15 protein-coding genes are annotated in these 14560 nt (G+C 65.6%); 7 read left to right on the forward strand and 8 right to left on the reverse strand.

What is annotated here, in order from left to right; all coding sequences use genetic code 11:
- The 4 genes from BGN95_RS13995 to BGN95_RS14010 form a co-directional block, all read right to left on the reverse strand.
- Positions 1–139: ArdC-like ssDNA-binding domain-containing protein (locus BGN95_RS13995; protein ID WP_286773328.1), on the reverse strand; the 139-nt coding region annotated here is incomplete at its 3' end.
- A 495-nt stretch (positions 140–634) separates the two neighbouring features.
- Positions 635–1531: a TauD/TfdA dioxygenase family protein gene (locus tag BGN95_RS14000; RefSeq protein ID WP_286772996.1), complete on the reverse strand. Its 897-nt coding sequence runs from the start codon at positions 1529–1531 to the stop codon at positions 635–637.
- Between the two features lie 328 nt (positions 1532–1859).
- Positions 1860–2453 (reverse strand): TetR/AcrR family transcriptional regulator, encoded by a 594-nt coding sequence (locus tag BGN95_RS14005; RefSeq protein ID WP_286772997.1) that lies wholly within the window; start codon positions 2451–2453, stop codon positions 1860–1862.
- Between the two features lie 41 nt (positions 2454–2494).
- Positions 2495–3616, reverse strand: coding sequence for an HlyD family secretion protein (locus BGN95_RS14010; protein ID WP_286772998.1), 1122 nt, complete (start codon positions 3614–3616; stop codon positions 2495–2497).
- Positions 3617–3686: 70 nt separating this feature from the next.
- On the opposite strand from BGN95_RS14010, the gene BGN95_RS14015 reads away from it, so the two are divergent.
- From BGN95_RS14015 to BGN95_RS14025, 3 genes are all read left to right on the forward strand, one after another.
- On the forward strand, positions 3687–5303 hold the full coding sequence (locus BGN95_RS14015) for a DHA2 family efflux MFS transporter permease subunit (RefSeq protein WP_286772999.1): 1617 nt from the start codon (positions 3687–3689) through the stop codon (positions 5301–5303).
- Entirely contained in the window at positions 5303–6724 is a 1422-nt protein-coding gene (locus tag BGN95_RS14020; protein ID WP_286773000.1) for an efflux transporter outer membrane subunit, read from the forward strand. The genes BGN95_RS14015 and BGN95_RS14020 overlap by 1 nt, the downstream gene beginning before the upstream one ends.
- Positions 6725–6900: 176 nt before the next feature.
- Entirely contained in the window at positions 6901–7239 is a 339-nt protein-coding gene (locus BGN95_RS14025; protein WP_286773001.1) for a hypothetical protein, read from the forward strand.
- Between the two features lie 168 nt (positions 7240–7407).
- Here the strand turns inward: BGN95_RS14025 and BGN95_RS14030 are convergent, their stop codons facing one another.
- Together BGN95_RS14030 and BGN95_RS14035 are read right to left on the reverse strand one after the other, a co-directional pair.
- Positions 7408–7677 (reverse strand): usg protein, encoded by a 270-nt coding sequence (locus BGN95_RS14030; protein ID WP_286773002.1) that lies wholly within the window; start codon positions 7675–7677, stop codon positions 7408–7410.
- Positions 7677–7910 carry a hypothetical protein gene (locus tag BGN95_RS14035; RefSeq protein ID WP_265312631.1) on the reverse strand — a complete coding sequence of 78 codons (234 nt, stop codon included), beginning with the start codon at positions 7908–7910 and terminating at the stop codon, positions 7677–7679. The genes BGN95_RS14030 and BGN95_RS14035 overlap by 1 nt, the downstream gene beginning before the upstream one ends.
- A 275-nt stretch (positions 7911–8185) precedes the next feature.
- Between BGN95_RS14035 and groES the strand changes: the two genes are divergently transcribed.
- Positions 8186–8500: a co-chaperone GroES gene (gene groES, locus BGN95_RS14040; protein ID WP_265312632.1), complete on the forward strand. Its 315-nt coding sequence runs from the start codon at positions 8186–8188 to the stop codon at positions 8498–8500.
- A gap of 52 nt (positions 8501–8552) precedes the next feature.
- Positions 8553–10172: a chaperonin GroEL gene (gene groL, locus BGN95_RS14045; protein ID WP_286773003.1), complete on the forward strand. Its 1620-nt coding sequence runs from the start codon at positions 8553–8555 to the stop codon at positions 10170–10172.
- 305 nt (positions 10173–10477) lie between these two features.
- Here groL and BGN95_RS14050 read toward each other — a convergent pair whose 3' ends face one another.
- The gene (locus BGN95_RS14050; protein WP_286773004.1) at positions 10478–11473 is read right to left on the reverse strand and encodes a dipeptide epimerase; all 996 of its coding nucleotides are present in this window, start codon (positions 11471–11473) and stop codon (positions 10478–10480) included.
- A gap of 178 nt (positions 11474–11651) precedes the next feature.
- Here BGN95_RS14050 and BGN95_RS14055 point away from each other — a divergent pair, with 178 nt between their 5' ends.
- Together BGN95_RS14055 and BGN95_RS14060 are read left to right on the forward strand one after the other, a co-directional pair.
- Positions 11652–12266: an FMN-binding negative transcriptional regulator gene (locus BGN95_RS14055; RefSeq protein WP_286773005.1), complete on the forward strand. Its 615-nt coding sequence runs from the start codon at positions 11652–11654 to the stop codon at positions 12264–12266.
- The gene (locus tag BGN95_RS14060) at positions 12263–13702 is read left to right on the forward strand and encodes an N-acyl-D-amino-acid deacylase family protein (protein ID WP_286773006.1); all 1440 of its coding nucleotides are present in this window, start codon (positions 12263–12265) and stop codon (positions 13700–13702) included. The genes BGN95_RS14055 and BGN95_RS14060 overlap by 4 nt, the downstream gene beginning before the upstream one ends.
- Here the strand turns inward: BGN95_RS14060 and BGN95_RS14065 are convergent.
- Complete coding sequence (locus tag BGN95_RS14065; RefSeq protein ID WP_286773007.1) at positions 13699–14499, reverse strand: MFS transporter; 801 nt, start codon at positions 14497–14499, stop codon at positions 13699–13701. The two genes, BGN95_RS14060 and BGN95_RS14065, sit on opposite strands and share 4 nt — an antisense overlap.
- Positions 14500–14560 lie beyond the last annotated feature (61 nt).

A 14560-nucleotide genomic window follows, 5' to 3' on the forward strand; every position in this document is an offset into this window, starting at 1 on the left:
GCCAAACAAATATCCGCGTCATCCCCTGGCGAAATGTCAGAAACGCGTGAGTCCGAAATCCGCGTTCGACGACCGCATGCCAAAGCGTAAGAACATTGATCCTGCTGTAACGCCTTTCCGACACAGCATTATAGGGCATACCGAGCCCGGCCCGCACTGTTCAAGGCCGAACCCAGCGAAGGCCTCCGGCTTCGAGCTCAGCGATAATCCGCGCAATGTTCTACACATAGTGATTGGTCGACTGCCCTGACGGCCGCCGGCCTGTGGCTGGTATGCCATTGCCACTCTCCGTGAACGGGCCGGCAGCGAGCCTCTCTCGCCCCCCTTAACCCGTCACGGCGGAGCCGGCCATTCCCTCCCTCTGAAGCGGGCCGTCCTCGGGCGACCGCTGTACAAAATCGGGCGTAGCAAAGCACATGCAGCGGTGCCCCCAGACCTCTATCACCACAATGCCGGGCGCCTGTGTCGCCGATATTTCCTCGAGCGTGGCGCGAGACACCGTCGGGTTAAGGAGCGGCTGCGCCTCGTCTCGGGCGATTCGTGCTGCTACCGACGACTGCTTTCAAACAGGCTGGGTGCCGCCCGCCGGTCCATTTCCGGAGGATCGGATCGCTACCGCTCATGAGAGGCCCGCTCAGGGCGTGACAATATCGCCAGAAACAGTGACGCGCTCGAGTATCCTGTCGGCCGGCCAATAGTCCCCGACCGCGTAATGCTGCGTCGACCGGTTGTCCCAGATGCCGATTGCGTGAGGCGTCCACCGGAACCGGACCTGATATTCAGGCACCTTGATGCGGTCGAAAAGGGTTCGGAGCAGGCGGTCGCTATCCTGGTCGCTCACGCCCAGAATGCGCGTCGTAAAAGTGTAATTGACGTACAATATCTTCTCGCCGGTCTCCGGGTGCGTGCGGACGACCGGGTGCCGCACCGGCGGAAAATCACGCGCAAGCTGGGCGCGCTTCTCCTCGGTGACGCGCCCGCCAAAACTGCGGACGATGTCGTGCTCGGCGTCGAGATTCTCGATCCGCTCCTTGACCGCGATCGGCAGGCCCTCGTACGCCGCCGCTGCGTCCGACCAGATCGTGTCGCCGCCCAGCGGAGGCAACAGCCGCGCGCGCAGGATCGAGGCGATTGACGGGCGCTCGCGAAACGTCACGTCGGTATGCCACTTGTTCGCCGCCTTGAACGGGATTAGCGACTCTTCGGTCAGCTTCACACCCTCGACGCCCTGGATGATGAGTATTTCGGGATGTCCCTCGACATGGGGAATCACCGGGTGCCCTTCGAGCTCGCCAAACAGCCGACCGAGCCGCAAATGGCTCTCGTAACTGATATCCTGATCGCGGAAGAAGATGACCTTCCGCGTCAGCCATGCCTCGCGAATGATCTCCACGTCAGCGCTCTTGAGCGGCAGATTGAGGTCAATTCCCGCTATTTCCGCACCGATCGTGGGCGTGGGCAGCGTGATGGAGATACCGCGACTCGCGGCGTGTTCCTGAAAGTCGGTACTGACCCGAAAGGCGGTGGCCATGGCGCTGCTCCTCATCCTCTCAACGCGCGCGATCCTGACACGGCTCACGCATCGGCGGGCAAAAGGCTTGCTCTGACCACGCCAAGCAGAGCTATATTCCTATCGGATAAGTAGGTATTAGGCAATCGATAGCCCTCTACCTCGACGACTGCGGCTACCGCCCCAGAATGCGCCAGCTCGCTTTCACCTGCGTAGAGCGGCGAGAGCGTGCGCGACCCCGACCTGGCCTGCCGCCGATTTGGCGGACACCGCGACGGGTTGAATTGGGCTACATCGCCTCCGCCTAGCCTAGCTCCACGTCGGAGACTCAGCGGCCGAGATCCTCTCTTCAGTCGGCCTGCCGCGGCACGTAGCGCGAAAGGATGGCGTCTTTCGACCGCCTCAAAATCGCATCGGACTGACCGCTGCCCATCGCCGCGCGGGCGAGCGTGATCGCGCCGATCATCTCCGCTGCGACCGAACTCGCGGCCTCCTCGGGCTGCTCAACCTGCATCGCGCTCAGCAGCCGTTCCAGCCGGCTCGTCAGGATGTCGAGACCTGCACCGAAGCGGCGACGCGCCTCCGTGTCCATCCCGGCAACGTAGCCGCCAAGGCTCGGCAACGGGCAGCCGGCCTCGGGGGCGTCCCGGTGCCGGCGTGAGAGGTAGAAGCGAACGAGCCGCTCGAAGCGGTCAGCCGGTGGGGCATCGGTCTCGGCCCGCTCCACAACCGCGTTAAAGTCGGCGATGGCCGTCTCGACGGCGTGCGCGAGCAGGTCGTCCTTCGACTTGAAGTGCGCATAAAAGCCGCCAACGGTCATGCCGGCCGCCCGCATGACCTCGGCCACGCTCAGCTTCTCGGGTCCGGCCGTACGCAGGACCTTGGCCGCTTCGGTCAGGATGAGGTCGCGCGTCTTGCGCTTATGGTTGGCATCGTATCGCATCAGCCAGTCATTTAAGTGTGTGGTTCATCGGGACAAGCGCCTCACCGTCCGTCGACTCGCACCGTCGCGGTGATCGAAAGGCCGGGACGCAGCCGCGCGACATCGCTTTGGCGGGGGTCGAAGCGGATCTTGACCCCGACCCGTTGGACGATCTTCGTGAAGTTGCCGGTTCCGGGCTCGAACGGGAGGAGCGCGAAATTTGCGCCCGTTCCCGGTGCGAGGCTTTCGACGCGGCCGCTCAGTTTCACGCCGGGCAGCGCATCGACTGCAATCGAGGCAGGCTGTCCCGGATGCATATGGGTGATCTGCGTCTCCTTGAAGAAGGCGGTCGCATAGAGCGTGTTCATCGGCACGAGCATCAGCAGGCGGGAGCCGGGTTGGACGTAATCGCCGGGTCGCGCCTGCAGACTGCCGACCACGCCGTCAATTGGCGCAAGGATCACGGCGTGACGGCGATCCTGCAAGGCAAGATCAAGGGCAGCGCGCGCCTGCGCTACCTTGGCCTCGGCAGCGCGGACGTCGGCTCGCAAGCCGGCACGACGCGCGCTCGTGACCCCGGCATTTTCCTGTGCGACGCGTAGCTGCGCGGCCGCCCGCGCAGCCTCCTGTGACGAGGCGATCGCGGCGGTCGAAAAGCTGTCCGCCTCGCGGCGCGGCGCGGCGCCGGTCTCGGCGAGCGCGGCATAGCGACGCCGGTCCGCCGTCGCCAGCGCGGCTTGCGCGGTGGCTGCGCGGATGCCGGTGCGGGCCATGTCGACCTGGGCGCGCGACAGCCGCTCGTCCTGATCCAGACTGGCGAGCGCCGCACGCGCCGAGTCCAGCCCCGCTTGGGCGTCGATAAAGGCAGCACGCGCCGAGGCGATACGCGCGTCGAACTCCTCGGGATCGATCTCGATCAGGGGCTGACCGCGATGAACCGACTGGTTGTCGCTCACCAGCACGCGCGCAAGGAAGCCGCGAACACGCGGGGCGACCGTGGTGGCGTCGGCGCCGACATAGGCGTCGTCCGTGCTGTGCGACCGCGCCGGGGCAAGAATCCACAGGATTCCCGCAAGACCGACCAGCGACGCCACCGCCACCGCGATAAGGGCGCGACGGCCGGCAAGCCGCGAACGCCTGGGTGCTGCCGCCGTCGAGTTTGTCGGTTCCAGATATTCGCTCATAGCTACCCGCTTGCCAGATTGAGATTATGACCATAATATTATGATCGTAATCCTTCAAGGCGAGTCTTCGGTGGTGGCAAGTGCGGTGATCGACAGCGCGAGCGGGCAGCACCGCGAAGCGGCGGCGAGCCCGGCCGCGCTGCCAAACTCGCGCAAGTTCCTGATCTTCGCGGTGCTCGCCTTCGGCCAGTTCATGGCCTTGCTCGACATCCAGATCGTGGCCGCCTCGCTCAACGAGGTGCAGGCCGGCCTATCCGCCGCGCCAGACGAGATCAGCTGGGTCCAAACCGCTTATCTGATGGCCGAGCTGGTGATGATCCCGCTGTCGGCGTTCCTCAGCCAGGCGATGTCGACGCGCTGGCTGTTCGCCGCCTCGGCCGGACTCTTCACTCTGGCGAGCATCGCCTGCGGTCTCGCCTGGGACATCGAGTCGATGATCGCCTTTCGCGCCATCCAGGGCTTCGTCGGCGGCGCCATGGTGCCGACGGTGTTCGCGGTCGGCTTCACCCTGTTCGAGGGCAAACAACGCGCGATGATCCCGGCGATCCTCGGCGTCGTCTCGGTGCTCGCACCGACGATCGGACCGACCGTGGGTGGCATCATCACCCACGCCGCCGACTGGCGCTGGATCTTCTTCATCAATATCGTGCCCGGCGCCGCGGTTACGGTCCTCGCTACTGTCCTGATCCGCATCGACCGCGCCGACACGTCGATGTTCGCGCGTATCGACTGGGCGCAGCTTGCCGGCATGGCGATCGCCCTCGCGGGCCTGCAATATGTCCTTGAGGAAGGTCCGCGAAAGGATTGGTTCGGCGATCCCGGGATCATGATGGTGGCCTGGATCGCGCTTGTCGCGTTCGGCCTGTTCCTCGAGCGATCCTTCTATTCCGCCAACCCGATCGTGCGCCTGTCACCGTTCCGCAGCCCGACCTTTGCCTTCGCCTGTGTGTTCAACGTCGTGATCGGCTTCGGCATCTATGCGTCAACTTATCTGCTGCCGGTGTTCCTCGGCCGGGTGCGTGGCTTCGACAGCCTGCAGATCGGCACCACGGTATTCGTTGTGGGCGGCGCCCAGCTTGTCAGCACCGTGATCGCAGCGGCCACCTCGAACGCGTTCGATCGACGGATCATCATCGCCATCGGGCTGGTCGGCTTCGCCGGGAGCCTGTGGGCGACCTCGCACGTCGCACCGAATTGGGGCTTTAACGAGTTGCTGGCGCCCCAGCTCCTGCGCGGCCTGTTCGTGATGCTGTGCATCGTGCCGAGCGTCGGGCTCGCTCTGTCGGTGTTCCAGGGGCCGGAGCTTCGCTATGCGTCCGGCCTCTTCAACCTGATGCGTAATCTAGGCGGCGCGATCGGCATCGCGACGGTGAACACCTGGCTCGGCGATGCGACACGGACACAGGCGCTCCGCTTCGGGGAAGCACTGGGCGCCCCCGATCGCGCCGCCCCCGATGTGCTCGCGGCGCTCACCGCGCGGATGAGCGCGATCACCCCCGATCCCGACCACGCGCTGTTGATGGCGCAGGCGACGCTCGGCCGGCTGATTGCGCGCGAAGCGGTGACGATCGCATTTGACGAGGTGTTCCGGATCATGGCGTGGATGTTCATCGCGGCGCTGGTGTTGGTGCCGTTCTGCCGCCTGCCAGCCGCCGACGCGCCGGCCATGCCGGCCGAGGCGCATTGATGAAGCGCGCCCTGCCCGCCGTGGCCTGCGCCGCGCTCACCGCCTGCACGGTTGGCCCGAACCATGTCGCGCCGTCTGTAGCGCTGACGCCGACCTTCGTCCGCGCCGGTGCCATCGACACTCACGGCGATACGGCCGCCTGGTGGCGGAGCTTCGATGATCCGCTGCTCGCCGAGCTGGTCGCGCGCGCGATTGCGAACAATCCCGACATCGAGGTCGCCCGCGCGCGTATCGGTCAGGCGCGTGCCGTAGCCAGGGCAACCGGCGCCGCGCTGCTGCCGAACGTCGATGCCACGGGAGGAGTGACAACGATCAGCCAGTCGCGGGAGACGGCGATCGGCCGGGTCACCCAGGCGCTCGGGCTCGACCGCGGCTACACCGAATATTCGGTGGGTGCCCAGGCGGGCTGGGAACTCGATCTCTTCGGCGGCAACCGACGTCTGCGGGAAGCCAGCCTGCGCGAGCTGGAGGCGAGCGAGGCTGAGGAAGCGGCGGTCCGCGTCGCGATCGCCGCCGAAACCGCCGACGCCTATCTTATGCTGCGCGGGCTCCAGGCGCGGCTCGAGGTCGCCGAGCGACAGGCAACGAACCAGACGACGCTCGTTGCCCTGGTGCGGCAGCGGGTCGACGAAGGCGTGGCTGCCGAGCGCGAACTCAATCGCGCGCGCGCGGCTGCGGAAGCGGTCCAGGCATCGACGGCGCCACTGCGGGCGGCGATCGACGCCCAGCTCAACCGGCTGGATGTGCTGCTCGGCCAGCAGCCCGGCACCGAGCGTGCCGCACTCCAACCCGTCTCTCCCATTCCGTCCGCGCCGATGCCTGCCGGCAGTTCCGCGCCTGCCGAACTGCTCCGCCGACGACCCGACATCATCGCCGCCGAGCGCCGGGTGGCCGCCAGCGATGCGCGGATCGGCGCGGCGCTCGCCGACTATTACCCGCATGTCTCGCTGTCCGGCCTGGTCGGGGTGGCCAGCCTCGGTACTGGCAATCTGTTTACCGGCAACGCCGTGCAGGCTTCAGGCGGTGCGGCCTTGCGCTGGCGGCTGTTCGACTTCGGCCGTGTCGATGCCGAAGTCGCGGGCGCCCGCGCCCATCGCGCCGAAGCGCTCGCGACATGGCGCGGCACCGTGCTGCGCGCCGCCGAGGAGGTCGAAACCGCGCTGTCGCGCCTGGGCGAGGCACATAGGCAGCGGGCGAATCTGGAGCGACAGGTCAGCGCACTCAGCCGCGCCCGCGCGCAAGCCCAGGACGCCTATACCGGCGGCATCGTCGGGCTGATCGAGGTGACTGACGCCGATCGCGAACTGCTCGCCGCTTCGGACACCCTCGCGAGCGTCCGGGCGGAAGAGGCCCGCGCGGCGGTCGCCGCCTACCGAGCCCTCGGCGGCGGATGGATGAGCGACGGCAAGGAGCGATCATGACCGACACCGCACCCCCACCGGACGGGCTGGCCATGCTGAAGGCACCTCGGTGGCGGGTTGCTACCACGCGATAACTCGGCGATCACCGATCATAATCCCGCCTTATCGCGGTGCCGCCGCATTCGATTTCGGAAGGCGCAGTCGGTCTCTTAAACTGTCGACAGGAGGATCGCCCCATGTCCGACACAATCATCCTGCGCCGCTGGTCGGCGCACATCCGTACCGCCGACGAGGCCGACTATATCGCCTATATCGCCGGCACCGGGCTCGACGACTATCGCGCGACGCCGGGCAATCTCGGTGCGCAGATGCTGGTCCGCACGCTCGGCAATGGCGAGAGCGAGGTCACCACCCTCAGCTGGTGGGAATCGCTCGACGTGATCCACGCCTTTGCCGGGGGAGACATCGAGGTGGCGCGTTACTATCCCGAGGACGACCGTTTCCTGCTGACCCGTCCCGACCATGTCGAGCATCACCGGGTCGTCGGGAGTGCCGAGATGATCAAGCTCGACTGAGATGCCACCGCGCCACGCCCTATCTCCGAGAAGCGGCGCAGGGGCGATTGAGGGCGTCGCTCTTGCAGGCCTCGTGATCCGGTTCGCCTTCGACGGACCGGCGGATGGCAGTTATCTCCACTGACACCCGCCCAGCCGCAAACTTTCCCCAGCGAAAGCGCGCTTCGATCACTGGAGCGCGATGATGCCATCCACCGCGCGCCATTCCCGCGGTCCGATGAGCTTGTCATGCGCGATCCGAACCGAATGGAGCGCCGCTTTGATCTCACGTTGCCAGTGATCGAGGAAATCGAACAGCACCGGAAAGTCCGGCGCAAGATCATATTCCTGCCACACGAACAGCTGCAGCAACGACGGGGCATCCGGACGATAATAATGAATCTCCGCCGTCGTCACGCCATAGCCTTCGAGCTGAGCGACGAAAGCCCGGTCGGTCATCAGGAGGATAGCTCCCGCCCCGGACGCTGATCGAGCGTCCGCATCGCGGCAAACAGTTCGTCGATCGGAACGGCGCGCCGCGCGCCCGGGGGCTTTCGCTCGGCCGGCCTGTCGCGGACCGCGTGCCGGTCCGATGCCCAGGACGCGAGGATGGCGCGCTTCACCTCCGGTTCGAGGCTTGGATGGTGCGCAACGTCGAAGGGGTGCAGAAAACGTGAAAACGGTTCCGACATAGCCCTGTCCTCTCTCGTAACTCTCCTTTCCTCCGCGGGACGACGAGCGCCCGCGATGGGCAAAGATTTGGGAAGCAGGCGAGTCGCGTCAAGAGGGGGATATCGCCTGCTAAGCGATTGCAATCAGCGGAATTGGCACTCAAGAGGCACGACTGCCAAAAAATTTCGAGCGGCCCCTTGAACACAAAAAATGGGTGCCCTAGCTGATCGCTGCCCGTCGCCTCCTACGGGGCGACGGGGACATTGACATTCGTTTTGCAACTGGAGGTTTTGCCATGCATTTCCGCCCCTTGCACGACCGCGTGCTCATCCGCCGCCTCGAAGCCGAGGAGAAAACCTCGGGCGGCATCATCATTCCGGATACCGCCAGGGAAAAGCCGCAGGAGGGCGAAGTCGTCGCCGTCGGCCCTGGCACGCGCGACGATGCCGGAAAATATGCCGCGCTCTCGGTCAAAGCCGGAGACCGGATCCTATTCGGCAAATGGTCCGGCACCGAAGTGAAGATCGACGGCGAGGATCTGCTGATCATGAAGGAAAGCGACATCCTCGGCGTGGTCGAGGTCGTCGCGGAACTGAAGCGGGCGGCATAAGCGGCTCGCCTCCCAACTCTCAGGAAGGATCGATAGAAAGGAGTTAGCCAGGATGGCTGCCAAGGAAGTGAAATTTGCGTCGGACGCGCGTGATCGCATGCTGCGCGGCGTGGATACGCTTGCGAATGCAGTGAAGGTGACGCTGGGCCCCAAGGGGCGCAACGTCGTGATCGACAAGAGTTTCGGCGCGCCGCGCATCACCAAGGATGGCGTGACGGTGGCGAAGGAAATCGAACTTGCCGACAAGTTCGAGAATATGGGTGCGCAGATGCTGCGCGAGGTCGCCAACAAGCAGAATGACAAGGCCGGCGACGGCACCACCACTGCGACCGTGCTGGCGCAGGCGATCGTGCGTGAGGGCTCCAAAGCGGTCGCCGCGGGCATGAATCCGATGGATATCAAGCGCGGCATCGATCTGGCGGTGAACGCGGTGGTCAGCGATCTTGCGAGCCACGCCAAAAAGGTGTCGGCCAACAGCGAGATCGCCCAGGTTGCGACCATCTCGGCCAATGGCGACGAGGAGGTCGGCAAGATCCTGGCCGAAGCGATGGCGAAGGTCGGCAACGAGGGCGTGATTACGGTCGAAGAGGCCAAAAGCCTCGCGACCGAACTCGAGACGGTCGAAGGCATGCAGTTCGACCGCGGCTATCTCTCGCCCTATTTCATCACCGACGCCGAGAAGCTCAAGGTGGAACTGGATGAGCCCTATATCCTGATCCACGAGAAGAAGCTCGCCAATCTCCAGCCGCTCGTGCCGCTGCTCGAGAAGGTCGTGCAATCGGGCCGTCCACTGCTCATCATCGCCGAGGATGTCGAAGGCGAGGCGCTCGCGACGCTCGTCGTCAACAAGCTGCGCGGCGGGCTCAAGATCGCGGCGGTCAAGGCGCCCGGGTTCGGCGACCGACGCAAGGCGATGCTGGAAGACATCGCGATCCTCACCGGCGGCAATGTCGTCTCCGAGGAACTCGGCACCAAGCTCGAAAATGTCACGATCGCCATGCTCGGCCGTGCCAGGAAGGTGACGATCGACAAGGACAATACCACGATCATCGACGGGGTGGGCGCGAAGGACGACATCGACGGCCGCGTCGCCCAGATCCGCCAGCAGATCGAGACGACCACCAGCGATTACGACCGCGAGAAATTGCAGGAGCGGCTTGCGAAGCTCGCGGGGGGCGTCGCGGTGATCCGTGTCGGCGGGGCGACCGAGGTCGAGGTCAAGGAGAAGAAAGACCGGGTCGACGATGCGCTCCATGCGACACGCGCGGCGGTCGAGGAAGGCATCCTTCCCGGCGGCGGCGTTGCCCTGCTGCGCGCGTTGAAGGCGCTCGATGCGCTCAAGGCTGCCAATGACGACCAGCAATCGGGGATCGACATCGTGCGACGCGCCCTGCGCGCACCCGCGCGTCAGATCGCCGACAATGCGGGCGAAGACGGCGCCTGGATCGTCGGCAAGCTGCTCGAGAACGGCAATTATAATTGGGGCTTCAACGCCGCCACCGGCGAATATGAGGATCTCGTCAAATCCGGCGTGATCGATCCGGCCAAGGTGGTCCGCACCGCGCTCCAGGACGCCGCCTCGGTGGCGTCGCTGCTGATCACGACCGAGGCGCTGGTGGCCGAGCTGCCCAAGGACGAAAAGCCGGCGGCGACGTCGCCGATGGACTATTGAAAAGCCGACCGGGGCCGCGCGGCCCCGGTCACTACATAACGCGCACGGCCGATGCGACGGGGACGAAGGGGTATGTTCGGTGACGACCTGAGTTATTACCGGAAGCGAGCGAACGAGGAATGATGACGCGCTGCTGGGGAGAATACCCTCGCTGTTACTTGTCCGTTACTTGAACGCCATCGTCCAATACCTTCCGTCGGTTTCAGCTTTCGGCTTCATGGAAAAGCCCTCGGGAGTCCGCAGCGCACGCCTACTGACCTCCTATTTTTCCTGAGTTTGTGGCGCCGTAAGCTCAATCCGGCTACTCAGCGGACGTGACCTCTTCCCCAGACATCATCGGGGCAGTGAACCATGCCATCCGCATAACGGACCCCTGGAACGCGATCGCGGGCGAGAAATGTCGGGCCGTCCAGATCGCATAGGTCGCATCGCTGGCCCAGAATGAATGCGGGCGCCTGCGACCAGCTTGTCCCGGTCATATTCCCGACCATGACGCGGAAACCCATTGCGCGCGCTGTCCGCTCCATCTCCAGCGCGTGGGTCAGCCCGCCGCATTTGTCGAGCTTGATGTTGACGAAATCGACCAGCCCGATCAGCCGCTCCAGATCGTTGCTGTCCTGGACGCTTTCATCCGCGGCGATCGGGATCGTGCGATCGATGTGCCGCAGGTCCGCGTCCTTCCCGAGCGCGAATGGTTGTTCGATCAGCATAACCCCCGCGGCGCGCAACGTCGGCATGATCGCGTCGAGAGACTCCGCATCGAACCCGCGGTTCCCGTCGACGGCGATTTGCGCATCGGGCCGCGCGGCGCGCACGGCCTTGACCCGTTCCGCATCCTCGCCCTCGCCTTCGAGCTTGAGCTTGATCGAGTGCGCATGGTGCATGCTCGCCGATTTGCGTGCCATTTCACCCGGCGACGCGACTCCGATCGTGAACACCGTCGGCAGCGATCGGATCTCGGCGAACCCCGCAAGCTGCCACACGGGTTTTCCGGCGTGCCCGGCCTCGATTTCCCACAAGGCGACGTCGAGCGCATTGCGCGCACCGCCGGCTGGCAGCAAATGCTGAAGCTCAGCGCGGCCGACCCCGCCAGCCGCCAGAATCGGCGCAAGCTCGGTCACCTGTTCGACGATGCGTGCCGAGGTATCGTCGCGATAATATACGCCACACGCTTCGCCGCGCCCGACGACACCGCGATCCTCGATCGTGATCACCGCGATTTCGGCATGGCTGAATGTCTCTCCCGAGATGCGGAAGGGCTCGGCCATCTCCCATTGCTCGGTTCGTGCTTCGACCTTCATCACCATTTCCTCCAGCGGCTTGACCCGAATAGGCGCTCCCGGCGCAAGCGCTTTGCAGTCCGGTTGACGATTTCGCCAATTGGCCGGTCGAAATGCAAAGCAGCCCCTCGCCGGATGTGGCTGCGTGCCGGGATCGTGCCGCCGAAGTTGTTGATCGACGGCGAGCCCGGAGCGTCGAGTGAATTCGTCTTATGCATCCTCCTCTCCGGACGACATCGCCGCGCTGGTCACGGCCTGTCCGCTTGCGTGGCTGGTAAGCATCGATCCGGGCGGCGAAATATTGAGCAGCCAATTGCCGCTCGTTCCGTTACGGCCGGAAAATGGCGCGATGGTGCTGCTCGGTCATATGGCGCGCACGAACCCGTTGGCGGCGCGCCTTCGCAATCAGCCGCGCGCCGCGATCCTGTTCCAGGGGCCGAATGCCTATGTTTCGCCAAGCTGGTACGCCGATCGCGATTCCGCGCCGACCTGGATTTACGTCAACGCGACGCTGACCGCCGATATCACGATCCGCGACGATCTGACCGACCGCGCGGTCAACTTGCTGGTCCACCGCATGGAGCAGGGACGGCCCGACCGCTGGCGCGTCGCCGAGATCGGGCACCGCTATGCCGCGCTGCGCGACCGCGTGATCGGTTTTACTGCAACGATCGCCAAGGTCGATGCCCGCTTCAAGCTGGCACAGGACGAGCCGCCGGCGGTCGTGCGCGAGACGATCGCGCATCTGGCGGACGAGGGGCTGATCCGCTGGGTCGAAACGGCCAATGCCGAACGGCTGGGAAAGGATTCGTGATCGATCTCGCGATCCGCGACGCCACGGTGATCGATGGAACCGGCGCGCCCGGCTTCATCGCCGATGTGGCGATCGAGGACGACCGGATCGTCGCGATCGGTGGCAGCATCGACGGCGCGCGCGAGGAGATCGACGCGGCCGGCCTGACGCTCGCGCCCGGTTTCATCGATGCCCATACCCATGACGATCGTTTGATTCTCGGCGGCGCGGACGCGATGCTGTGCAAGCTGTCGCAGGGCGTGACGACGGTGGTGGTCGGCAATTGCGGGATCAGCCTTTCGCCGGTTGCGTTCGATTGCCGCCCCCCCGCCCCGCTCGATCTGCTCGGCGACGCGCGCTGGTGGCGATTCCCGCGCTTCTCGATTTATGCCGCGCAGCTCGCGGAATCGCCGCCGGCGGTGAATGCGCTCGCGCTCATCGGCCATATGCCGATCAGGATCGAGGCGATGGGCGGAGACACCGCGCGCGCCGCCACCGCCACCGAAATCGCCCGAATGGAGGCGCGGCTCGCCGAGGCGCTCGATCAGGGCGGTGCGGGGTTGTCGACCGGCCTGTGGTACGCCCCCGGCGGCGGCGCGGATTTGGACGAGCTGACCGCGTTGGCGCGATGCGCGGCGACGCGCGGCGGTCTCTACGTCACCCATTTACGTGACGAGGGCGATCGGGTGGAGGCCGCCGTCGCGGAGGCGATCGAGATCGGCATCACGGGCGGCCTGCCGATCGTCATCAGCCATCATAAATGTACCGCGCCGGAGAATTTCGGCAGATCGCACGCGACGCTGGCGATGATCGACGCCTGCGCCGCGCGGCACCCGATCGGGCTGGATGTCTATCCCTATTCGGCGTCCAGCACCGTGCTGCGCCCCGATTGGGTCCGCGCCGATATCGAGACGGTGATCAGCTGGTCGGTACCGCACCCCGATCGCGCCGGGCAATCACTCGCCGATATTGCGACCGAATGGGGGGTATCGCTGGCAGCGGCGGCGACGCGGCTGGTGCCGGCGGGCGCGGTTTATTTCTCGATGGACGAGCGCGAGGTGCAACACATCATGGCACATCGGCTGACGATGATCGGCAGCGACGGGCTGCCGCACGACGAGCGGCCGCACCCTCGGTTGTGGGGAACCTTTCCCCGCGTGCTCGGCCACTATGCCCGGGAGCTCGGGCTGTTTCCGATCGAGACCGCCATCCATAAGATGACGGGGCTCACCGCCCGCACCTTCGGGATGAAGGATCGCGGTACGCTGGCGGTGGGCGGCTATGCCGATCTCACCTTGTTCGATGCGGCGCGGGTCATCGATCGGGCCGATTTCACCGCGCCCACGCGACTGTCGATCGGGGTCGTCGCCACCTGGGTCAACGGGCGGCTCGCCTATCGCGAAGCGAAGGGCGTAACCGGCACATGCGCCGGGCGATTGCTCAGGCGCGGCAGTTAAGCGTCGAGCCGCGCCAGATCCTCGGGAACATGCCGCGCGGCGATGAGGTAGAAGGGGATCGAGGCAAAGGCCGCTGCCACGCCGGCGAACATCGCATAACGTAGCGAATCCGCGCCCAGCAGCGGCCTCAGCAGGTCGCTCAGCACGCCGATCACCAAAGGCCCGAGGCCGAGACCGATCAGATTGCCGACGAACAATTGGATCGCCGCCGCCCGCGCGCGCATCGCGGGCGGGGTAATCGTCTGGATCGTCGCGACGCATGGCCCAATGAACGAGGCGCTGAGCGAGACCGGGATCACCGCCGCCGCGATCGCGACCGCGACCTTGCCGGAAAGGAAGAAAGGCACCCAGAACGGCGTGGCAATGATCGCCGCAACCGCGGGCACCAGCAGGTTGCGCTGGATCCCGCCGCGCCGCGCGGCGAGATCGGCGATGCGGCCAGTGGCATAGGTGCCCAGCCCTCCTCCCAGACCGACGATCAGCGCGAAGATCAGCCCCACCTCGGTCGATCCCATGCCATGCGAACGGATCAGGAAGGCGGGGACGAAAGCGGTGATGCCGTAGCCGGAAAAGGCGCTCATCGCGGTGCCGAGCACGATGTAACGATAGGATCGCTGTCGCCACAGAAAGCCGAGCCGAGCCTCCGCGCCGGTCCGTGCGACAACAGCGCGCGGCGGATCACGCAGGATCAGGACCACCAGCAGCGTGAGCACGAGGCCGGGCACGCCCGCCGCGATGAAGGCGGCGCGCCAGCCGTAATTGTCGGCGATCCAGCCCCCCGCAAAAAAGGCGATCATCAGCCCGACGTTGACCCCCGTGGCGTAGATCGCCTGCGCCGTCGCCCGTTCCGCCGGCGGG

Source organism: Sphingomonas sp. 66-10 (assembly GCF_001897045.1).
Lineage (GTDB): Bacteria > Pseudomonadota > Alphaproteobacteria > Sphingomonadales > Sphingomonadaceae > Sphingomonas > Sphingomonas lycopersici.